The organism is Paraburkholderia sp. RL17-380-BIE-A, from assembly GCF_046028085.1.
GTDB lineage: Bacteria > Pseudomonadota > Gammaproteobacteria > Burkholderiales > Burkholderiaceae > Paraburkholderia.
In genome coordinates, this window is record NZ_JARESQ010000001.1 from 282,285 (window position 1) to 302,366 (window position 20,082).

20 protein-coding genes are annotated in these 20,082 nt (G+C 65.2%); 10 read left to right on the top strand and 10 right to left on the bottom strand.

The genetic code is table 11. The annotated features are described in order from the left end of the window. Positions 1-28 precede the first annotated feature (28 nt). From P0D68_RS01295 to P0D68_RS01310, 4 genes are all read left to right on the top strand, one after another. Complete coding sequence (locus tag P0D68_RS01295; protein WP_091807359.1) at positions 29-598, top strand: RNA polymerase sigma factor; 570 nt, start codon at positions 29-31, stop codon at positions 596-598. Further along, entirely contained in the window at positions 598-1,380 is a 783-nt protein-coding gene (locus tag P0D68_RS01300; RefSeq protein WP_091807356.1) for an anti-sigma factor, read from the top strand. The genes P0D68_RS01295 and P0D68_RS01300 overlap by 1 nt, the downstream gene beginning before the upstream one ends. A gap of 142 nt (positions 1,381-1,522) precedes the next feature. Next, positions 1,523-2,803, top strand: a complete 1,281-nt coding sequence (locus P0D68_RS01305; protein ID WP_408295725.1) for an NAD(P)/FAD-dependent oxidoreductase — start codon at positions 1,523-1,525, stop codon at positions 2,801-2,803. Positions 2,804-2,897: 94 nt separating this feature from the next. Further along, complete coding sequence (locus P0D68_RS01310; protein ID WP_408295728.1) at positions 2,898-3,593, top strand: TetR/AcrR family transcriptional regulator; 696 nt, start codon at positions 2,898-2,900, stop codon at positions 3,591-3,593. A gap of 73 nt (positions 3,594-3,666) precedes the next feature. Here the strand turns inward: P0D68_RS01310 and P0D68_RS01315 are convergent, their stop codons facing one another. The 3 genes from P0D68_RS01315 to aroQ are packed head-to-tail and all read right to left on the bottom strand — an operon-like array spanning position 3,667 to position 6,419. Further along, positions 3,667-5,043, bottom strand: coding sequence for an MFS transporter (locus tag P0D68_RS01315; protein ID WP_408295731.1), 1,377 nt, complete (start codon positions 5,041-5,043; stop codon positions 3,667-3,669). 45 nt (positions 5,044-5,088) lie between these two features. Continuing rightward, on the bottom strand, positions 5,089-5,967 hold the full coding sequence (locus P0D68_RS01320; RefSeq protein ID WP_408182773.1) for a shikimate dehydrogenase: 879 nt from the start codon (positions 5,965-5,967) through the stop codon (positions 5,089-5,091). Then, positions 5,964-6,419: a type II 3-dehydroquinate dehydratase gene (gene aroQ, locus P0D68_RS01325; RefSeq protein ID WP_408295734.1), complete on the bottom strand. Its 456-nt coding sequence runs from the start codon at positions 6,417-6,419 to the stop codon at positions 5,964-5,966. The genes P0D68_RS01320 and aroQ overlap by 4 nt, the downstream gene beginning before the upstream one ends. A 320-nt stretch (positions 6,420-6,739) precedes the next feature. On the opposite strand from aroQ, the gene P0D68_RS01330 reads away from it, so the two are divergent. The 3 genes from P0D68_RS01330 to P0D68_RS01340 all read left to right on the top strand — a co-directional run bounded on the left by P0D68_RS01330 (position 6,740) and on the right by P0D68_RS01340 (position 9,564). Then, the gene (locus P0D68_RS01330) at positions 6,740-8,623 is read left to right on the top strand and encodes a bifunctional sugar phosphate isomerase/epimerase/4-hydroxyphenylpyruvate dioxygenase family protein (RefSeq protein WP_408182779.1); all 1,884 of its coding nucleotides are present in this window, start codon (positions 6,740-6,742) and stop codon (positions 8,621-8,623) included. Positions 8,624-8,814: 191 nt separating this feature from the next. Continuing rightward, positions 8,815-9,147 (top strand): YdgH/BhsA/McbA family protein, encoded by a 333-nt coding sequence (locus P0D68_RS01335; RefSeq protein ID WP_091807342.1) that lies wholly within the window; start codon positions 8,815-8,817, stop codon positions 9,145-9,147. A gap of 156 nt (positions 9,148-9,303) precedes the next feature. Beyond that, positions 9,304-9,564, top strand: a complete 261-nt coding sequence (locus P0D68_RS01340; RefSeq protein WP_091807340.1) for a hypothetical protein — start codon at positions 9,304-9,306, stop codon at positions 9,562-9,564. A gap of 107 nt (positions 9,565-9,671) precedes the next feature. Here P0D68_RS01340 and P0D68_RS01345 read toward each other — a convergent pair whose 3' ends face one another. From P0D68_RS01345 to P0D68_RS01370, 6 genes are all read right to left on the bottom strand, one after another. Then, positions 9,672-10,001 (bottom strand): hypothetical protein, encoded by a 330-nt coding sequence (locus P0D68_RS01345; RefSeq protein ID WP_007177862.1) that lies wholly within the window; start codon positions 9,999-10,001, stop codon positions 9,672-9,674. A 10-nt stretch (positions 10,002-10,011) separates the two neighbouring features. Further along, positions 10,012-10,779, bottom strand: coding sequence for an AraC family transcriptional regulator (locus P0D68_RS01350; protein ID WP_408295906.1), 768 nt, complete (start codon positions 10,777-10,779; stop codon positions 10,012-10,014). Between the two features lie 154 nt (positions 10,780-10,933). Continuing rightward, entirely contained in the window at positions 10,934-12,217 is a 1,284-nt protein-coding gene (locus tag P0D68_RS01355; protein ID WP_408295738.1) for an FAD-dependent oxidoreductase, read from the bottom strand. Between the two features lie 82 nt (positions 12,218-12,299). Next, the gene (locus tag P0D68_RS01360; protein ID WP_408295741.1) at positions 12,300-12,578 is read right to left on the bottom strand and encodes a (2Fe-2S)-binding protein; all 279 of its coding nucleotides are present in this window, start codon (positions 12,576-12,578) and stop codon (positions 12,300-12,302) included. Next, on the bottom strand, positions 12,568-13,698 hold the full coding sequence (locus P0D68_RS01365; protein ID WP_408295744.1) for an NAD(P)/FAD-dependent oxidoreductase: 1,131 nt from the start codon (positions 13,696-13,698) through the stop codon (positions 12,568-12,570). Before P0D68_RS01365 ends, P0D68_RS01360 begins: the two co-directional genes overlap by 11 nt. Next, complete coding sequence (locus tag P0D68_RS01370) at positions 13,695-14,651, bottom strand: 4-hydroxyproline epimerase (protein WP_408295746.1); 957 nt, start codon at positions 14,649-14,651, stop codon at positions 13,695-13,697. The genes P0D68_RS01365 and P0D68_RS01370 overlap by 4 nt, the downstream gene beginning before the upstream one ends. Positions 14,652-14,998: 347 nt before the next feature. Between P0D68_RS01370 and P0D68_RS01375 the strand changes: the two genes are divergently transcribed. Further along, on the top strand, positions 14,999-15,904 hold the full coding sequence (locus P0D68_RS01375) for a dihydrodipicolinate synthase family protein (protein ID WP_408295749.1): 906 nt from the start codon (positions 14,999-15,001) through the stop codon (positions 15,902-15,904). Positions 15,905-15,920: 16 nt separating this feature from the next. On the opposite strand, the gene P0D68_RS01380 is transcribed toward P0D68_RS01375, so the two are convergent. Continuing rightward, positions 15,921-16,691, bottom strand: coding sequence for a response regulator transcription factor (locus P0D68_RS01380; RefSeq protein ID WP_408295752.1), 771 nt, complete (start codon positions 16,689-16,691; stop codon positions 15,921-15,923). A gap of 396 nt (positions 16,692-17,087) precedes the next feature. Here P0D68_RS01380 and P0D68_RS01385 point away from each other — a divergent pair, with 396 nt between their 5' ends. Then, positions 17,088-18,389 carry an MFS transporter gene (locus tag P0D68_RS01385; protein WP_408182806.1) on the top strand — a complete coding sequence of 434 codons (1,302 nt, stop codon included), beginning with the start codon at positions 17,088-17,090 and terminating at the stop codon, positions 18,387-18,389. A 170-nt stretch (positions 18,390-18,559) separates the two neighbouring features. Then, a complete protein-coding gene (locus P0D68_RS01390; protein ID WP_408467972.1) occupies positions 18,560-20,047 on the top strand; it encodes an MFS transporter in 1,488 nt (495 codons plus the stop codon). Positions 20,048-20,082: the final 35 nt, after the last annotated feature.

The following is a 20,082-nucleotide window of genomic DNA, read 5'->3' on the forward strand; positions in this document are numbered from 1 at the left end:
GGCCCGCAAGCTCACCCTAACTTTCTCCATGACCGCCAATCCTCGAGAACTGACGCCGGAAACCCTCGCCGAGCTGCTCGAACGTGTCGCCAAACAGGACGGCGCGGCATTGCGCGAGCTATATGATCTCGCCGCCCCGAAACTGTTTGGCCTTGCTCTCCGTATATTGAGCAAGCACGAGTGGGCCGAAGAAGTCTTGCAGGACAGCTTCGTCAATATCTGGCGCTTTGCCGGCGACTATCGCCGCGCGCTGTCCGCCCCGATGACGTGGATGTCGGCAATCGTCCGTAATCGTGCTCTCGATCACCTGCGGCGGGTCAACTCGCAGGAAACAGAATGGAGCGATGCGTTGGACGATCTTGTGGCAACCGGCGATCCGGATCCCGAAGCGCTGACGGCGGTCAGCCTGCAGGCACGTTTGCTGGCCGGCTGCATGCAGCAACTGGAGCCGGCGCAGCGTCAGGCAGTTGCCCTCGCCTACCTGCGCGACCAGAGCCATAGCGAGATCGCCGAAGTGCTGACGGTGCCGCTCGGCACCATCAAGTCATGGATCAGACGCGGCCTCGCCAAGCTCAAGACCTGCCTGGGAGGCGAGTGATGAATCTCCATCGCTATCCTCAGCTAGTCGATCTGCTGGCCGCCGAATATGTGCTCGGCACGCTGCGTGGTGGCGCGCGCCGCCGCTTTCAACGCTACGCGGACCACGACACGACGATCCGCAAGGCCGTCGACGAATGGCAGCGCCGCATCTCGCCAATGGCCGAGCTCGCGGAGCCGCGCATGCCGCCGGCCGCCGTGTGGGAAGCCATCGAACGGCGTCTCGGCCTCACGGCGGCGCGGGAAGCGGCACGTCCGCGCAGCGTGGTGGAAATACCCGCGCGGCCGTCGCGCAGCCTGTTCGAGAACCTGGCGTTCTGGCGCGGCTGGGCACTCGGCGTCACAGGCGTCGCGGCAGTCGCCCTGGTGGTCGCCGTGCGCTCACTGTTGCCGTCCGCCACCGCGCCTGTCACGGCGCCGACCGTGGCTCAGCAACCCGAAACGGCCGTGTCGCATGTGGCCGTGCTGAACAATAAGGACGCGCATCCGGTCATGCTGGTCGCGTGGGACGAAGCGCATTCGACCATGACCGTGCATCCGCTCGGCAAGGTCGATCTGCCCGCGGGCCGGGCCATGGAACTGTGGGGCATTCCGGCGAGCGGCCATCCGGTTTCGCTCGGCATGCTGCCGGACAGCGCGAACGGCAAGGTCACCGCCGGCCAGCAGAAGCCGGAGAGTTACGCGGCGCTGGCCGTCTCGATCGAAGCGCCGGGCGGCTCGCCCGATCACAACGCGCCGAGCGGTCCGGTGGTGTTCACCGGCAAGCTGCTGCCGGTGTCCTGAGGCCGCTCACGTTCACCTCGACGCCTGGTCCGCCCAGGCCGGCATTCGCTCGACGCGGGTGCCGGCCTTTCGTATCCACCGTTTGACAAGCGGATCGCGCAACGGCTGGACGCACGCGCGCGATTGCCGCTACCCTAGCCCTATGCAAAGCTTTTACGAAGCCACTGTCACGCGTTCGTCCGCCTATGCGCCGCTGGCCGGGCGCCGTAGCGCCCATGTCTGCATCATCGGCGGCGGTCTCGCGGGATTGTCCACGGCATTGGGACTCGCCGAGCGGGGCGTCGCCGACGTCACCGTGCTCGAAGCCCGTCAGGTCGGTTTCGGCGCCTCCGGGCGCAACGGCGGGTTCGTGTTCGGCGGCTACAGCCTCGATTGCGCCGACCTGCTGAAAACCCTTGGCGCGGCTCGCGCCCGCGAGCTGTACACGCTGACCACCGACGCCGTCGATCTGATGAGAAAGCGCATCGCGCGCTATCGCATCGACTGCGACGCGACCGACGCCGGCGTGATCCTCGCCAACTGGTTCGACGAACCGGCGCGGCTCGAGTCGCAGCGTCGCCTCATGCGCGATTCGTTCGGCGTCGAGTGGGAACCGGTGACGGCGGAACAGTTGGCTTCGCAGCTCAAGACGCGCCGTTATCACGGCGGGCTGTTCGAGCGCAACGCGTTCCACTTTCATCCACTCAAATACGTGCTCGGCGTGGCCGGCGCCGCGGCCCATGCCGGCGTACAGATTCATGAGCACTCGCCGGTCGTGCGTCTGCAGCGCGATGGCGACGGGTTCGTGGTGCACACAGAGCACGGCGCGCTGGAAGCGCGCCACGTCGTGATGGCGGGCGGCGGCTACGCACGGCACGTCTACCCGCGCGTCGAACGCGCGGTGCTGCCGATCGCCACCTACGTGATGGCCACCGAGCCGCTCGGCGCACGTCTGAAAGATGCGATCGACACCCGCGCCGCCGTCTACGACACCCGCTTCGCCTTCGACTATTACCGGCCGCTGCCCGACACGCGCATTCTGTGGGGCGGCCGCATTTCGGTGCGTGAGCGCGCGCCCGAGGTGATCGCGCGCCTCTTGCGGCGCGATCTGCTCAAGGTTTATCCGCAACTGCACGACGTGCGTATCGAACACGCATGGGGCGGCCTGATGAGCTATGCGCGGCACAAGATGCCGCAAATCGGCCGCAGCACCGACGGCGTCTGGTATGCGGTCGGCTTCGGCGGGCACGGCATGGCGCCGACTACCGTGTCCGGCGAACTGCTGGCGGCGGCCATTGCGGGCGAGCGTCCGGTGCCCGAGGCATTCGCGTCTTTCGGTTTGACGCCCACGTTTGGCGCGCTGGGTCTCGCCGCGGCGCAACTCACCTACACCGCGATGCAGACACGCGACGCGCTCGCCGCGCGCCGCAGGCCCACTGTTTGACGTTGGCCAATACACGGCCGCTTATGCCCGGGACCCGCGTCGGACGCCAGTTTGGCCATGCTAGAATGCGCCGTCACCGCCGCTCGAATACACAATGAAAAAGGGAAGCAAGGCTGCCGAGCCTGATACCAACGGCATCCCGTCCGACAGTCCGCGTACCGACACCCGGCGCAAGTACGATCCCGAACAGACGAAGCGCAACATCCTCGAGGTCGCGACCCAGGAGTTCTCCGCGATGGGATTGACGGGCGCGCGCGTCGACGCGATCGCGGAGCGTACGAACACCACCAAGCGCATGCTGTACTACTACTTCGGCAGCAAGGAAGGGTTGTACCAGGCGGTGCTGGAAAAGGTGTACGGAGACATTCGCGCGCTCGAACAGGATCTGCACGTCAGCGAACTCGACCCGATCGAGGGAATGCGCGCGCTAGTCGAGTTCACGTTCGACTATCACGACCGTCAGCGCGATTTCGTGCGGCTCGTCACCATCGAAAATATTCACGGCGCCAAGTACGTCGAGCAGGTCAAGAGCTTCAAAGGCCGCAACGTCACCGTGATTCATACGATCGAAGATCTGCTCAAGCGCGGTATCGCGAGCGGGCAGTTCCGCAGCGACCTCGATCCGATCGATCTGCATTTGCTGATCAGCTCGCTGTGCTTTCACCGCGTCGGCAATCGCCATACCTTCGGCGCGGCGTTCGGGCGCGATCCGTCGCATCCGCGCTTGCGCGCGCGACATCGCGCCATGATCGTCGACGCCGTGCTGCGTTTCGTGCGCAAGGACGACTGAGGGGAGCCTCAAAGTAAAAAACGGGACGTAGCTCGCGCCACGTCCCGTTTTTTTTCGTCCGGTCCCGGACCGCTCAATCCACCAGCACGATCCGCTTGATATCGCCGACGATAAAGATGTACGACAGCGCGCCGACCAGCGCAATCGCGCCGATGAACACCAGCGCGCCGACAAACGAGCCGGTTGCCGCGACGATGAAACCCACCACCAGCGGCGTCACGATGCCGGCCAGGTTGGCGGCGAAGTTGAAGATGCCGCCGGTCACGCCGAGCAGGCCTTCCGGCGCGATGTCCGACACCAGCGTCCAACCCAGCGCCGCCATGCCCTGCGCAAAAAACGCCACCGACAGAATCGCGATCACCGCCACGTTGCTCTCGACATAGTTGGCGAGAACGATAGTCGACGCGAGCAGCAGCCCGGCAATGATCGGCAGCTTGCGCGCCACGTTCGCCGACTTGCCGCGGCGCAGCAGCCAGTCGGAGAAAATGCCACCGAACATCACGCCGATCGACGCGGCAATGAACGGCATGATCGCGAAGAAGCCGATCTTCAGCCATGCCATGTGGCGTTCGGTGGCGAGATACGTCGGGAACCAGGTCAGGAAGAACACCAGCGTCGAGTTACCGGCGAACTGGCCGAGACAGATGCCGGCCAGCTGACGATGCTTGAGCAGCCGTCCAATGGTGCGCCATTCGAAGCCGCTCTTCGCCTTCGCCGCCGCACCTGTGGCGTCCGATGCATCGCCGCTCTTCTTCGCGCTCGTGAGACCGCCGCCCGCTTCGATATAGTCGAGTTCCGCCTGATTCGCCGACGGGTGATCGCGCGGCTCACGATAGAACATCCACCAGATCACGCCGAACACAAGTCCGACGCCGCCCACCACGTAGAACAGCGAGCGCCAGCCGAAAGCGCCCATCAGCATGAACAGGAACGGGCTGAAAAAAGCCAGGCCGATGTATTCGCCGACCGTGTACGTGCCCGTCGCCATGGCGCGTTCGCTCTGCGGGAACCACGTGGCGACCACCCGGCTATTGGTCGGAAAACACGGCGCCTCCGAGACGCCGAGGCCAAGCCGGAACGCGAACAGCCCGCCGATGCCGTGCACCAGCCCTTGCGCGAGCGTGCACAGCGACCAGAAGGTCATCGACAGAAAATAAGTGAGCTTGCTGCCGAAGCGGTCGAGAAACAGACCGCCCGGAATCTGCGAGGCCACATAGCTCCACGAAAACACCGAGAAAAGCAGCCCCATGAGCGCGGCGTTGATGCCGAGCTCTTTGGTCAACTGCGGCGCGGCGATGCCGAGCACCGTCCGGTCGAGATAATTGATCATCGTTCCGACCGCAAGCAGCGCCAGAATCTGATAGCGGGCTTTCGAGCGGCGCGCGGTGCTTACCGCAGCGCCTTTCGGCGGCGCGGCGTCGGCCTGGGTGGATGAAATGGGTTGCTGCATGTGGTGATCGTCTCCTCTGCTTGTTAGCGGTTGGTGCGCTGCCGCTTAGCGTTGCAACAACGATTGAAAATGGCTGTACACCCGCTCGGCGTCGGGTTCGAGACCAGTGAAGATGCGCATGGCGTCGACCGCCTGATACACCGCCATGCCGCCACCGCTCAGCGTGCGGCAGCCGATTGCCTCGGCCGCCTCCAGCAGCGCGGTGCGGATCGGAAAATAGACGATGTCCGCCACCCACAAATCGCGGTGCAGCAATTCGACCGGCAGCGGCAAGCCGGGCAATTTCGCCATGCCGGTGGGGGTGGCGTGAATCAGGCCATTGGCGGCCGCGAGCGACTCGGCGAGCGAACTGCCGGCGCTGACCGCGGCGGCAGGAAAACGCGTCTGCAATTCTTCAGCGAGCGAGGCGGCGCGCGTAGCATCCACATCGAACAGCGTGAGCGATTTCGCGCCCATGTTCAGCGCGGCGTGCGCGACCGCCGCGCCGGCGCCGCCCGCGCCCAGTTGCACGACGCGCTCCAGCGACACGTCCGGCAAGCCGCGCTGGAACGCGCGGGCGAAACCGGACCAGTCCGTGTTGTGACCGATACGTTTGCCGTCCTTGAACAGGACCGTGTTGACCGCGCCGAGCGCGCGCGCGTCGTCGGACAGTTCGTCGAGCAGGGGAATTACGGCCTGCTTGCACGGATATGTGATGTTCAGGCCGTTGAAGCCCATGCGTTCGGCGGCCGTGAGCAGATCAGGCAGGGCGGCGATGTCGAGCTTCAACGCTTCCAGGTCAATACGCCGGTACACGTAGTGCAGGCCGAGCTTGCTGCCCTCTTCCTCGTGCATCGCGGGCGTCAGCGATCCGCCAATGCCCGATCCGATCAGACCGACCAGATAGGAATGAGGTGTTGCTTGTGAGTTCGCTTGTGAGTTCATTTCGCCGCCCTATGCTTAAGAATGCTGGCCATCCGCTCCAACGCCAGTACATAGCCTTGCGTGCCGCAACCGATGATGACCGCCTCCGCCACCGCCGACACGTACGAGTGGTGCCGGAACGCCTCGCGGCGATGCACGTTTGAAATATGCACTTCGATCACCGGCTTTTCGATCGCGGAAAGCGCGTCGGCGATGGCAACCGAGGTATGCGTGTAAGCCGCCGGATTGATCACGATGCCATCGACCTTGGTCCGCGACGCGTGCAGCCAGTCGATCAGTTGATGCTCGGCGTTCGACTGGCAGAAGTCGATCGACAGATCCAGCCGCTCGCCGGCATCGCGGCAGAGTTTCGCGACGTCGTCGAGTGTTTCCGAGCCGTAGATGGCCGGCTCGCGCGTGCCGAGCAGATTGAGATTCGGTCCATTGAGGACCAGTACGGAGGCAAAACTCATGAGATCCACTCCTGCAAAGTGAGGCCTGAAGCCAACCACGGCGACCGCGGTGCTCTGGCAACGTGACCGAAGTGTGCGCGCATTGGCCGCCGTCGTCATTCGGGGTTTCTACGAATTTGTACCATCTAGTTAGTTTGTATAAACTGTCGGAAACTTCGGTTAGCGTGGACCATTGTGACCTGTGTCTTGCTGACATAAGTAACGAACTGGCCCATTTTGCGCAATGCAGCATGCCTGCCGCCGGCGCCTGCCAGTGCCGCGCGAGACGCCGTTGCGCGCCTTATCCAACAGCCGTTTGATTGTTTTTGCAGGAGCCGTCCATGCAACGTTCGATTGCCACCGTGTCGATCAGCGGAACCCTTGTCGAGAAGCTGACCGCGATCCAGGCGGCGGGCTTCGAAGGCGTCGAGATCTTCGAGAACGACTTGCTGTATTTCGACGGTTCGCCCGCCGACGTGCGGCGCATCGCCGAAGATCTCGGGCTGAAGATCATGCTGTTTCAGCCGTTTCGCGATTTCGACGGTGTCAGCCCGGAGCGCCTCGAGCGCAATCTCGACCGCGCAAAGCGCAAGTTCGACGTGATGCATGAACTGGGTACGGACCGCATTCTGGTGTGCAGCAACGTGTCGCCCGACACCATCGGCGACGATTCGCTGATGACCGACCAGCTCGGCGCGCTGGCCCGCGCCGCCGAGGCTGCCGGTGTGATCGCGGGCTACGAAGCGCTCGCGTGGGGCAAACACGTCAAGACGTACCGGCACGCGTGGAAACTCGTGAATGCCGTCAATCATCCCAATCTCGGGCTCGTGCTCGACAGCTTTCACACGCTTTCGTTGAACGACACGGTGGACGGCATCGCCGATATTCCGGGCGAACGCATCGCCTTCGTGCAGATCGCCGACGCGCCGAAGCTCGCCATGGACGTGCTCGAATGGAGCCGTCACTATCGCTGCTTCCCGGGCCAGGGCGATTTCGATCTCGCCAATTTCACCGCGCAGGTCGTTAAAACCGGCTACAGCGGGCCGCTTTCACTGGAAATCTTCAACGACGGCTTTCGCGCCGCGCCCACCACCATCACGGCCGCGGACGGCCATCGTTCGCTGCTGTTCCTCGAGGAACAGACGCGCGCGTTGCTCGAATCCACGCAGCAGCCGGTCGGCGACCTGTACCGCTCGCCCGCGGCGCCCGCGCACGTCGGCTACCAGTTTCTCGAATTCGCGGTCGACCACGGCACGCGCGCGCAACTCGTCGACTGGCTCGGCAAACTGCGCTTTCGCGAGGCCGGCCGGCATCGTTCGAAAGAGGTGACGCTTTACCAGCACGGCGCGGCTTCGATCGTGCTGAACGCCGAGCCTGATTCGTTCGCCAATGCGTTCTTCCAGCAGCATGGTTTGTCGCTGTGCGCGTCGGCGTTTCGAGTGGACGACGCCCATCAGGCGTTCGAGCGCGCCGCCGGCTTCGGCTACGCGCCGTTCTCCGGGCAGATCGGGCCGAACGAACGCGTGCTGCCCGCCGTGCAGGCGCCGGACAGCAGCCTGAATTATTTCGTCGACGAAACGCCGGATCAGCCCACCTTGTTCGAGGCCGATTTCGTTCTCACCGACATCAACGGTCCGACCGAAGTCGGGCCGCTCAGCCGTATCGACCATGTTTGCCTGTCGGTGCCGGCGAATTCGCTGGATACGTGGGTGCTGTTCCTGCGAACCGCCTTGGGGTTCGACGCCGAACCAGGCGTGCTGGTGCCCGATCCCTACGGTCTCGTACGCAGCCGCGCGCTGCGCAGCCGCGACGGCTCGGTGCGCATCGTGCTGAATGCCTCCGTGGACCATCACACGGCGGTAGCCGAGGCGCTGCACACGTATCACGGGTCCGGCCTGAACCACGTCGCTTTCAGCACCGGCGACATTTTCAGCGCGATGCCCGAGTTCGTCGCCGACGGCTTGCCGGTGTTGCGCATTCCGCGCAATTACTACGAGGATCTCGCCGCTCGCTACGCATTACCGGACGAGACGCTGGAGGCGCTGCGCGCCAATAACATCCTGTACGACCGCGACGAGCGGGGTGGCGAATTTTTCCACGCTTACACGGAACAGCTCGACCAGCGTTTCTTCATGGAAATCGTCGAGCGGCGCGGCGGTTACGACGGCTATGGCGCGGCCAATGCCGCCGTGCGGCTTGCCGCGCAAGCGCAGCGCCGCAAATAGGCTTTCCGGCGGGTCGCACAGGCACAGGAAGGTCCGTCCGGCGGGGCCAGCCGGGCACGGCGCGTGCGGCATCGACTGTGGAGCCGCGCCGCACCGATATAATGGCACCTGATTTCGCGGTCCATGCCGCGCGGCTGTGCCATGTGCGGGCGTCGCACGTACTGTCAGCCGAATGTAACGCCAGGAGAGATATGAAGAAGTTTGCCGTAGTCCTGTCAGTTCCCCTGCTTCTCAGCGCGTGTGCGTACTTCCAGAAGAATCCGGATGCCGGCGAGCCCGTCGCGGACACCACCACGCAGCGCTCCGTCAACGACGTGGTCTCGTGTCTGACGCAAGTGGCCTCCAGCCACAACGCCGCGTTCAAATCCACGGCGATTCCGCAAGGCCAGATGCTCGACTTCGGCGATTCGAATATCGTCAAGGTGCGCAGCGACAATGGCGCCACGACTTACCGTTTCTACGCGGGCAAACGCCACGTGAACAACCTGTGGATCGAGACAGCGGGCAAAACCTGCGCCCCGTAAGGGTTTGCGGCCGAAAGCACGTGTAAGTGTGACAAACGGTAACTTGGGTCGGTGCAATCTTCGTGTCACGGTGTTACAGGATAATGGTGTCTTAAGAATCGTTTAAGACTTCGTCCGCATCATCCAGTCGACACTAACCCGCACAAGGTGCGCACCATGAACCAGCCCGATTCGAACACAAACGACGCCGCGGCGCCGGCAAAGCGGCCTACCATCCTGCGCCGCCTGCTGAGCCACCACGAACTGGCGACGTTGCTGCTGTTGCTGCACGCGCCGATCGACGCGTCCGCCAAACCCGAGATCCCGCAGCTTCACGAAGCCGGACTGATTGAAACGGTTTCCAGCGACGCCGGCAATTCGCATATCCGTTTGACGCCTGAAGGCAACGCCGTGCTGCGTGGCCTCGGTGTGAAGTAACGCGCGCCGCGATAACCGCATTCAAGGCGCGCGCCCAGGTTTGAGCCCCTTAGGCGGTCAAGCGGTGACGAGCCCCGCTGACAAACGCCACGGCCGGATCGCGCAACTCACGCCTGCCACACGCCGTAGCCCGCTTCGCGCAGTCCAATCGCCAGTTCCACTTCCATATCCTGTGCGCCGCGGTAAGGCATGGGATTGAACACCTCATATAACTCAGGCACGAGCCGCAACCCGTAATCGCGCACATAGCGATTGGCCTGAATGCCGGCCTTATGCCGGTCAAAGCGCAGATCCGGGTCCAGTCCCGTCATACCCACATAGACGCAAGGCTTGTCGAACCGGTAGTCCGGATTCGCGCGCCGAAAGCGCGCCTCGTTCCACACCTTGTCGTCCAGCGCGACGACGTAGACATAGTAGTGATGCTTGCGACGAGCCATGTCCGGCGATTCAGCTCCGCGAAGTGCCGTGCAGCAGCATGCGGTACTCGGTCGGCGTCACGCCGACGGTCGCCTTGAATTGTCTCGTGAACGCGCTGTGGTCGGTGTAGCCGCACAGCGCGGCGACGTCGGTGACCTTGTCGTGCGAGACCAGCAGCGCCGTCGCGGCGTCCAGCCGGGCCTTCAGCAAGACCTGGCGCGGCGTCAGATGAAACACCTTGTGAAAATAGCGCTCCAGTTGCGCGACCGACATATCGGCCATCGCCGCAAGCTGCTTCAGATTCAAAGGCTGAACGTAGTTCGCCTGGATGGACTGCACCACCGCGGCGAGTCGGCTGTAGGCCGGATGACTGCTTTCGTCCGCTTTCAGGTCGCGGGAAATGCCGGCGAGGCCGACCATCTTGCCCGCCGCATCCCGCAGCGGCTGCTTGCAGGTCAGGCACCATCCCGGCTGCCTGCCGGGATACAGATGCAGTTCCAGTTGGTCGATCAGCTGATTGCCGACGTTGATGATCGCCTTGTCCTGCGCCGTATAGATGCGCCCAAAGCGGCGCGGAAACACGTCCTCGGCGGTCTTGCCGAGCAGCGCCGCCTTTTCCTTGAAGCCACAGCGGGACGCGAGCGTGCGGTTCACCAGCGCATAGCGCGCCTCGGCGTCCTTGACGAAGAACACGACGTCCGGCATCGCGTCGAACACCGGCTCCAGCAGCCTGAAGTGCGACAGCATGCCGGACAGCGTTGCGTCGTCCGTCTCGAGCGGATGAGCCAGCGTGTTCATCATGCGGGTCTCGTTGGTCCGTGCGTTGATGGGGCATTGGGGGGCGCGACCGCCGTTGCAGGCTCGCGGTCGACGCGTGCGGTCGATTATAGGTCCGCGCTACGGCCGAACAATATCCGCCGGCCTGTGTCCGCACGGCCGGTGGGCGAACGGCTTATTCGGTTGGCGGCGGCTCCACATTCGCCGCCATCAAGGTGCCGATTTGCGCCGGGCTGAAAGGCGGGCGCGGCGCCGCGGCCTCCCAACCGAAATACAGGCTCGCCGCCGCGCCGCAAATCCTTCCCTGACAGGCGCCCATGCCGCAGCGGGTATGCAGCTTGGCGTCGCGCGAGTTCGCAAACTCGCGGACTTCGCCGATGCTCACGTCCTCGCAGCGGCACAGCAGCGTGGCGTCAGCGGGCGGCGTGCGTGCGGCGGCGCGCAGGGCGAAGGCCGCGTCGACGCGTCGGCCGAACCCGCGCCATCGCGCCCGCTGCGTGTCGAGCGCCGCGTGGACCGCTGCCGCGCCGCTTGCAGCGAGGCCGGCGATCTCGCCCTCCACACCGGCCAGCTCGGCGCCGCCGACCCCGGTACACTCGCCCGCCGCGAACACGTTCTCCACCGATGTGCGCTGTTCGCCGTCGACGACAATCTCGCCCGCCTCGCCAATCGCGCAGCCGAGCGCTTGCGCCAGCGTGACGTTCGGCACGAGCCCATAGCCGCACGCGATGCGGTCGCAATCGAGCGTGACGCGCCTCCCCGGCCCGCGCGCGATGGTGACACGCTCGACACGGCCGTCCCCATGCGCCGCTTCGACGATACTGCTGGTCCAGTAATTCAGGCCCGCGAACCCGCGCGTCATGCCGACGGCTTGCCGCAACTTGGCGGGCTCGGCCAGCAGGGAGACGCCGAAACGCGCGACGTCGAACGCCGACGCCTGCTCCACCACCGCCACCACCTGCGCCCCCGCCGCGCGCGCCGTGGCGAGCGCGGCGATCAGCAACGGACCGCTGCCGGCAATCACGATCCGCTCGCCACGCACCGGCATGCCGCCCTTGATGAGCGCCTGCAGCGCGCCCGCGCCGGTCACGCCCGGCAATGTCCAGCCTGGGAACGGCAAGAGCCGCTCTCGCGCGCCGGTCGCAAGAATCAGGCGCTCATACGTGATACACGTGCCGCCGTGCTGCGCGGATTCGAGCAACAACCCGCGTGAATCCAGTGGCGCAACCACGCGAGTCGACGGCCAATGCGTGAGGTTGCCTTGCCCGCTCAGCGCGGCGAGGAGGTGACGCAACGGCGCTTGCGGCGAATCGCCCGGACCTTGCCGCCAGATCTGGCCGCCGGCGCGTGGATTGTCGTCCAGCAGAGCGACCGTGGCTCCCGTGCGCGCGGCAGCGTGCGCGGCGTTCAAGCCGGCCGGACCCGCGCCGACAATGACGATCTCGAAGTGTTGTTTCATAGTGTGGCTGGCGCGTCGTCGAGTCGGCCCAGACAGGATTGCGCCAGAGAACGCCCTGCGCCTTCGATGTCGAATGGCTGTTTCAAGGCATGTTCACCGCAACGTTGGTACGAACGACCTGGTCCTGCCGGCACACGGCCTGGCACGCCAGCACATGCGCCCGGCCGTCGATCGTCACACGGCATTCCTGGCACACGCCCATGCCGCACAGCGCGGCGCGAGGCTCGCCGCTCACCGACATCCGCGTGCTGCGAATACCCGCCAGCACGAGCGCAGCGGCCACCGTCGTGCCGGGCGCGACAGCGATGCTCCGGGCGTCGATCGTCAAGTGGATGCTTGCCGCGTCGCTGCTACGAGTCATGGGCCACCTTTCTGGCAAAACGCTCAGGTAGATAAGGCTCGACCGCAATCGGCGCGACGCTCGCCACGATCTGCGCGGCAAGCAGCTTCGCGCTCGCGAGCGAGGTCGTCACGCCGAGGCCCTCGTGCCCGACGGCAAGCCATACGCCGGGCGCGAAATCGCCGGCCGCGCCGATCATCGGCAGGCCGTCCGGCGTGGCCGCGCGAAATCCGGTCCACGCGCGAACGCCGTTGAGCGTCGGCAGCACAGGCAGGTAGTGCGCGGCGCGCTGCAGCATCTGCGCGAGCACGGGCATGTCGACGGCGGGATCGGTGCTGTCGAACTGGCGCGACGAGCCGATCAGCAATTGCCCCGTGGGCCGCGGTTGCGCATTGAACGCCACCGACGTGCCCGCCGCGTGATGCGCGCTCTTGATGTAGCCGAGTTCCAGCAGCTGATGCCGGATCAGGCCAGGATAACGGTCCGTGATCAGCAGGTGGCCCTTTTTCGGCTGCAGCGGCAGCGACGGCACGAGGTGCTGCGCACCCAGACCATTGGCAACGACGACGTGCGCCGCGCCGACACGTTCGCCGTCGGCAAGCGTGAGGCCGTTCGCGCCGATCGAGGTCACCCCCGCACCCAGGCGCACGCGAATATTTGTGGCGGCCGGCGATTGCGTCAGCAGCCATTCGGCGACGGTCGGCGCATACACGATGCTGTCGTGTTCAATGCGCAAACCGCCCGCCATCGACGCCGCCAGTGCCGGCTCGCAAGCCCGCAACGCGGCCGCGTCGAGCAGTTGCGCTGTCATGCCTTGAGCCTCGAACGCGGCATGCATCGCGCGGGCGGCGTGTTGCTCTTCTTCGTCCGCTGCGACCCAGAGCGTGCCGCAGCGCGCGAACGCGTCGCGCGCGCGCAGCTGCGGCGCGAGTTCAAGCCACAATTCTCGTGAATACCGACTCAGCGCGAATTCCGCCGGCGAGTCGTTCATCACGACGATGTGGCCCATGCCCGCCGCCGTCGCTCCGCCGCCGATGCCCCGCGCGTCGAACACGTCGACCCGCATGCCGAGCGCCGCCAGTTCCGCCGCGCACGCCGCGCCGACAATGCCGGCCCCGACGATCAACACGTCTGCCGTCATGCCGTGCGGATGCCCCACGCAAAGGGATCACGCTCGTCGAAGCACAGGCGCGCTTCCGCCGTAATGTAGGCGTGGCCGGTAATGGTGGGAATCACGTGGACGGCGTCGCCGGCATGGCGATAGCTCGCCTCGAACACGCTGCCGATAATGCTTTCCTGCCGCCACACGGCCCCTTCGGCCAGCTTGCCGTCGGCGGCGAGACAGGCCACTTTGGCGCTGGAGCCCGTGCCGCATGGCGAGCGGTCGTACGCATTGCCGGGACAGAGCACGAAGCTGCGGCTGTCGATACCGTCGCGCGAACCGGGGCCAAAGAGTTCGATGTGGTCGATCAAGGCACCCTCCGCGCCGGTGATGCGCTGTGCGATCAGCGCGTCGCGAATCGCTCCGCTGAACGCCGTCAATTCGCCGATACGCGAAGCCTCCAACGCGCGCCCATGATCGGCGACGAGAAAGAACCAGTTGCCGCCCCAGCCGATGTCGCCCGTCAGCACGCCGTGGCCCGGCACCTCCACCTGCACGGACTCGCGATAGCGATAGGCCGGCACGTTGCGTACGGCGACGCTGCCATCCTCGTTGAGCGTCGCTTCGACAACGCCGACCGGCGTCTCGATCCGATGGCGCCCCGGCCCGATCCGTCCCAGGTGCGCGAGCGAGACGACGAGCCCGATCGTGCCGTGCCCGCACATGCCGAGGTAGCCGACGTTGTTGAAAAAGATCACGCCGGCCGCGCACGTGGGATCGTCGGGCTCGCAGAGCAGCGCGCCCACCACCACATCCGAGCCGCGCGGCTCGGTGACGATGCCCGCGCGCCAGTCGTCGAAGTGCGTGCGGAATACTTCGAGCCGTTGCGCCAGCGTACCGCCGCCGAGATCCGGGCCGCCCGACACCACGAGGCGGGTCGGTTCACCGCCGGTGTGCGAGTCGATGATGTTCAAGGTTTTCATGATCGTCATGGTAGAAACGGCGGACAGCCGAGTCTTGGTGTGCTTAAGCGCGGATTGTGACGATTTCGGCATAGTCAACTGAACGTGCGGCGGCCTCGCGCTCTCAATAGATAGCGGTCCAGCAGCGTCTGCCGGGCGCGCACGGAGAGCGGCCCGCAGCAGGTGGCGTCGCGCCGGCCATGCACTTCGACTCACTTCGCGTCTTATCCCAAAATAAGGGATACGCCTTGACCCGGCGACGCTTCAGGCAAAGCGGTTATGCTGAAATCGTCATTCGCCGCGCGCGATTCACGCAAGACGGCAGGATTTTCCCTGCTTACACTGCGCTGGAACACATCACACTCAGGAGAGCAGTCGTGGCGCATATCTGGGAAGGCGTATTGCCCGCAGTCACCACCAAATTCAACGCGGATTTCAGCATAGACCGCGCATGGACCGGTAAGAATATCGAAGCGCAGATCGACGCGGGAGTGGACGGCATCATTGTGTGCGGATCGCTGGGTGAAGCGTCGACACTCTCGCTGGATGAAAAGCTGCAAGTGCTCGACATCGCCGTCGAGGCCTCGCGCGGCCGTGTGCCGGTCCTGTTGACGATCGCTGAAAACAGCACGCTCGACGCCTGCCGTCAGGCCGAAGCCGGCAGCCGCCATGGCGCTGCCGGTTACATGGTGCTGCCGGGACTGCGCTATCTGTCGGACCGCCGCGAGACACTGCACCATTTCCGCAGCGTCGCCGACGCGAGCGAACTGCCATTGATGATCTATAACAATCCGCTCGCCTATGGCGTCGACATGACGCCCGACATGTTCGCGGAAATCGCCGACGAGAAGAAGATCGTCGCGATCAAGGAGTCATGCGGCGACGTGCGGCGCGTGACCGACCTGATCAACGTGGTCGGCGACCGCTTCGCGATTCTGTGCGGGGTCGACAATCTCGCCATGGAAGCCATCCTGATGGGCGCGCATGGCTGGGTGGCCGGTCTCGTGTGTGCGTTTCCGCGTGAGACGGTGGTGATCTACAAGTTGTTGAAGGCGGGACGCCTCGAGGAAGCGCGAGCGATCTACCGCTGGTTCGCACCGCTGCTCGCACTCGACGTCTCGGCAAAGCTGGTGCAGAACATCAAACTCGCCGAAACGATCGTCGGACTGGGTACCGAGCCGGTGCGCCCGCCGCGCTTGCCGCTGGTGGGCGACGAACGCAAAGCGGTCGAAGCGTTGATTCGCAAGTCGATCGAAACACGGCCCACGCTGCCGCAGATCTGATCTGACCGGACCGACTTCAGGCTGCCTGCTTCTCGGTGTCGGCGTCGGCGTCGGCATCGACGTCTGCATCTGCGTCTGCGTCTGCGTCGACTGATTCGCCGCGGCGCAGATGCAGCAGCCTGTAGCCGCTTTTATAAACTGGTTGCAACCGGAATTCGTTTTGCGGCTCGATCTCGAGCAGCAGGCGCAGCCGCGAAACGTGACTGTCGATCGTGCGGGTGAACTCGCGGAATTCGCGCCCCCATACCATTGCGAAAATGTGATCGCGTGACAGCACGCGGCCGATATTGGAGAAGAACAACGACGCCAGCCGGTACTGCGTGCCGGATAGCTGGACCGGCTGGCCGCGCAGCATGACGAGCTGGCGGCGCGTGTCGAAATGGTACGGGCCCACGTCGAAACTCGCGGCACTGAACCTGTCCGGATACGCTCGCCGCAGCAGCGCAGCAACCCGCTCGCGAAACTCGGCAGCGCGCAGCGGCAACCCGACATAGTCGTCCGCGCCGGCAACGAAGGCGCGCACAACATGGTCCTCCGCCATGTCCGCCGAGGCGAACATCACCGGCAGACGGTCGCCGCCCACCGCACGCGCCGCCCGTAGGACCTCGCCGCCCGAGAGCCGCAGACCCTGCCAGTCCAGCACCAGCAGATCCACGGTGGAGCGCGCGAGCATTCTCGACATGCTCAAGCCGTCGTCGAAAGCCGTGCAGGTGTGGCCAGCGGACGTCAGGACCCTTTCGATCGACTGACGCATGACCGGGTCACGTTGAAGGATGGCAATGCGCATGGGATAACTCTTAACTGATAGCTCGGACGCGATTCTCAGAGGCACGCCCGCGCCATCCCATAGGAGCAGTCCGAATTTGCATATGAATCCGCCGACCCCGACACCACTGGCGCGTATTCCCATACTCGGTTGCGACGATTCTGATGGCGCCATCGTCAATGCTACGAAAAAGCGCATTTTGCGGAACTTTTTCAGTCCAATTAAGCACCTCCAGAAACGATCCGCTTTCATCCTGTAAAATCCCCGCCTGGCCCCAGTCGTCATCGTGCTTGCCCCAACCCGGGCCGGCGCGCCGGTGTCCCGTGCTCTACCCAGCGCCTGCCACACTTCTCGCCCGACGACCGCCGTGTTTCCACGCGCTACGTGTGGCTCCCAATTCAAGAAAAGACACAAGCAATGCAAGCGACAAATCTGGGTGGAGCGCAGGCTGTCACCCCACGCCCTCTTGGGCGCAGCGATTACAAGACGCTCGGCCTCGCCGCCCTCGGCGGGGCTCTGGAGTTCTACGACTTCATCATCTTCGTATTCTTCGCGCCGGCGATCGGCCAGCTGTTTTTCCCGGCGGCGATGCCGGACTGGCTGCGCCAGGTGCAAACCTTCGGCATCTTCGCCGCGGGCTATCTGGCCCGGCCGCTCGGCGGCATCATCATGGCGCATTTCGGCGATCTGTTCGGCCGCAAGCGCATGTTCACGCTGAGCGTGCTGCTCATGTCCGTGCCGACGCTGATGATGGGTCTGCTGCCCACTTACACCAGCATCGGCGTGCTGGCGCCGGTCCTGCTGCTCCTGTTCCGCGTAATGCAAGGCGCGGCGGTCGGCGGCGAAGTCCCGGGCGCCTGGGTATTCGTGTCGGAGCACGTGCCGCAGCGGCACGTCGGCTATGCGTGCGGCACGCTGACGGCCGGCCTCACGGCGGGCATTCTGCTCGGCTCGCTGATCGCCTCGGCGGTGAACCGCAACTTCGCGCCGGCGGAAATCTCCGCTTACGCGTGGCGTATTCCGTTCCTGGTTGGCGGCGTGTTCGGCATGTTCTCGGTCTACCTGCGCCGCTGGCTGCATGAAACGCCGGTGTTCGCCGAACTCAAGCAACGCAAGGCGATTGCCGCCGAAGTTCCGCTCAAGGCCGTGCTGCGCGACCACGGCCGCGCCGTGATCGTCTCGATGCTGCTCACGTGGATGCTGTCGGCCGCGATCGTCGTGGTGATTCTGATGACGCCGACGCTGCTGCAAAAGCAGTTTCATATCGCGCCGGCCACTGCGTTGCTGGCGAACTGCGTGGCGACGCTGTGCCTGACGATCGGTTGCGTGATGGCGGGCTCGATTGCCGGCCGCATTGGCGCGGGGCGCACCATTTTCATCGGCGGCCTGGCGCTGGCCGTGACGTACTACGTGATGTTCCAGCAGCTCGCGCTCGATAGCTCGGCGCTGCTGCCGCTGTACGCGCTGGCTGGCCTGTTCGTCGGCGTGATCGGCGCGATCCCGTTCGTGATGGTCAAGGCGTTCCCGCCGGTGGTGCGCTTCTCGGGCATCTCGTTCTCGTACAACGTGGCCTACGCGATTTTCGGCGGCCTGACGCCGATCGCCGTGTCGCTGATGATGAAGTCGAACCCGATGGCCGCACCGATGTACGTCGGCGCAATCTGCATTCTCGGGGCATTGACCACGCTGTTCATCAAGGACGCGCCGCAAACGCGCTGATCGGCGGCTTTTGCTGCTGTTTTCCGCTGCTGTTTTCCGCTTCTGCTTCGCAATGACGGCGCGCCACACGGCGCGCCGTTTTTGTTTGCATTGGGGTCGGCGTCACGCGCTTCTGACGACATCCACAGTTCACGCCGTCGCGAAACATCATGCGCCGCATCGGCTCTACGATGTATCGCATGAACTCCCCCAAACGCCCCCGTTCGCCCGCCCTCGGCCGTGTCCTCGCGACAGTCAGCGTCGGCTTCGTCGTCACGCAACTCGACGTCACTATCGTCAACATCGCGCTGCCGAAAATCGGCGCGGACCTGCATGCGAATGTGGCAGGCCTCCAATGGGTCGTCGATGCCTATACGCTCGCGTTCGCCGTGCTGATGCTGTCCGCCGGCGCGCTCGGCGACCGCTTCGGCGCGCGGCGCCTGTACGCCGCCGGGATCGTGCTGTTCGCACTTGCGTCGCTCGCCTGCGGCCTTGCGCTCGACGCGGCCCTGCTGGTCGCGGCGCGCGCGCTGCAAGGCGTCGGCGCCGCCGCCATGCTGCCGAATTCGCTGGCGCTGCTCAATCAGTCGTTCGGACACGACCCCAAACTCCGGGCGCGCGCGGTCGGGCTGTGGACAGCCGCGGGGGCGATTTCGATCGCCGCGGGACCGGTGCTCGGCGGCGTGCTGATCGCGGCGTTCGGCTGGCGCAGCATTTTTCTCGTCAATCTGCCGATCTGCGCCGCCGGTTTTCTCGCGACCTTGTTATGGGTGCCGCGGCCCGAGACCGCCGTGCGCCGTCCGGGGCTGCAATTAGCGGCGGGCACAACGGCTCACGCAAGGCCGCGCGGCATCGATCTGAGCGGTCAGTGTCTGGCCGTCGTCGCGCTGACCGCCTTCGTCGCCGCTGTGATCGAATGGCGGCCGCTCGGCCTCGGTCACCCGCTCGTCGCCGGCGGTTTCGTGCTGGCGCTAGTCGCTGCAAGCGCCTTCATCGCCGTGGAGTCGCGCGCCGCGGCGCCGATGCTGCCGCTCTCGCTCTTTCGCAAACGCTCCTTCAGCGTGGCGGTGCTGTTCGGCATCTGCGTGAACCTGACCTACTACGGCATGGTGTTAGTGCTGAGCCTGTATTTGCAGCGCGTGCGCGGCTATACGCCGTTGCAGGCCGGCCTGGCCTTTCTCCCATTGACGGGCGGGTTTCTGCTGTCGAATGTGGCAAGCGGCTGGGTGGTCGGCCGCTTCGGCGTACGGGTGCCGATGATCGCGGGCGCGATCACCGCCGGTCTCGGCTACGGCCTGCTGCATTTCGTCGACGCCGGCACGCCGCTCATTGGCTTGCTGCTGCCGTTTCTGCTGATTCCGTCGGGCATGGGCCTCGCGGTTCCCGCAATGACCACCGCCGTGTTGGCCTCGACCGACGCGAAACGCGCCGGTACGGCTTCCGCCGTGTTGAACACAGCGCGGCAAGCCGGCGGCGCGGTCGGCGTGGCGGCCTTCGGCGCACTGGCGAGCGGCGCGGCCGCTACGCAAATCGTCTCGGGCATGCAGGCGGCGACCGCCGTCTCAGTCGCTCTGCTGGTGCTCGGCGGCGTGCTGAGCTGCTTCGTGCATCCGCAGCCGCAGTCGTCGGACTCCGCGCTTCGCGTTGCCGGCCGCGAGCGAGTCGGCGAATCGAACTAAGCGTACCGCCTGCTGTATTGGGCGCGCAAAAAATA

Coding starts and splice junctions, on each gene's coding strand:
- P0D68_RS01295 (WP_091807359.1), top strand. CDS start 29: ATGACCGCCAATCCTCGAGAACTGACGCCGGAAACCCTCGCCGAGCTG.
- P0D68_RS01300 (WP_091807356.1), top strand. CDS start 598: ATGAATCTCCATCGCTATCCTCAGCTAGTCGATCTGCTGGCCGCCGAA.
- P0D68_RS01305 (WP_408295725.1), top strand. CDS start 1,523: ATGCAAAGCTTTTACGAAGCCACTGTCACGCGTTCGTCCGCCTATGCG.
- P0D68_RS01310 (WP_408295728.1), top strand. CDS start 2,898: ATGAAAAAGGGAAGCAAGGCTGCCGAGCCTGATACCAACGGCATCCCG.
- P0D68_RS01315 (WP_408295731.1), bottom strand. CDS start 5,043: ATGCAGCAACCCATTTCATCCACCCAGGCCGACGCCGCGCCGCCGAAA.
- P0D68_RS01320 (WP_408182773.1), bottom strand. CDS start 5,967: ATGAACTCACAAGCGAACTCACAAGCAACACCTCATTCCTATCTGGTC.
- aroQ (WP_408295734.1), bottom strand. CDS start 6,419: ATGAGTTTTGCCTCCGTACTGGTCCTCAATGGACCGAATCTCAATCTG.
- P0D68_RS01330 (WP_408182779.1), top strand. CDS start 6,740: ATGCAACGTTCGATTGCCACCGTGTCGATCAGCGGAACCCTTGTCGAG.
- P0D68_RS01335 (WP_091807342.1), top strand. CDS start 8,815: ATGAAGAAGTTTGCCGTAGTCCTGTCAGTTCCCCTGCTTCTCAGCGCG.
- P0D68_RS01340 (WP_091807340.1), top strand. CDS start 9,304: ATGAACCAGCCCGATTCGAACACAAACGACGCCGCGGCGCCGGCAAAG.
- P0D68_RS01345 (WP_007177862.1), bottom strand. CDS start 10,001: ATGGCTCGTCGCAAGCATCACTACTATGTCTACGTCGTCGCGCTGGAC.
- P0D68_RS01350 (WP_408295906.1), bottom strand. CDS start 10,779: ATGAACACGCTGGCTCATCCGCTCGAGACGGACGACGCAACGCTGTCC.
- P0D68_RS01355 (WP_408295738.1), bottom strand. CDS start 12,217: ATGAAACAACACTTCGAGATCGTCATTGTCGGCGCGGGTCCGGCCGGC.
- P0D68_RS01360 (WP_408295741.1), bottom strand. CDS start 12,578: ATGACTCGTAGCAGCGACGCGGCAAGCATCCACTTGACGATCGACGCC.
- P0D68_RS01365 (WP_408295744.1), bottom strand. CDS start 13,698: ATGACGGCAGACGTGTTGATCGTCGGGGCCGGCATTGTCGGCGCGGCG.
- P0D68_RS01370 (WP_408295746.1), bottom strand. CDS start 14,651: ATGACGATCATGAAAACCTTGAACATCATCGACTCGCACACCGGCGGT.
- P0D68_RS01380 (WP_408295752.1), bottom strand. CDS start 16,691: ATGCGCATTGCCATCCTTCAACGTGACCCGGTCATGCGTCAGTCGATC.
- P0D68_RS01385 (WP_408182806.1), top strand. CDS start 17,088: ATGCAAGCGACAAATCTGGGTGGAGCGCAGGCTGTCACCCCACGCCCT.
- P0D68_RS01390 (WP_408467972.1), top strand. CDS start 18,560: ATGTATCGCATGAACTCCCCCAAACGCCCCCGTTCGCCCGCCCTCGGC.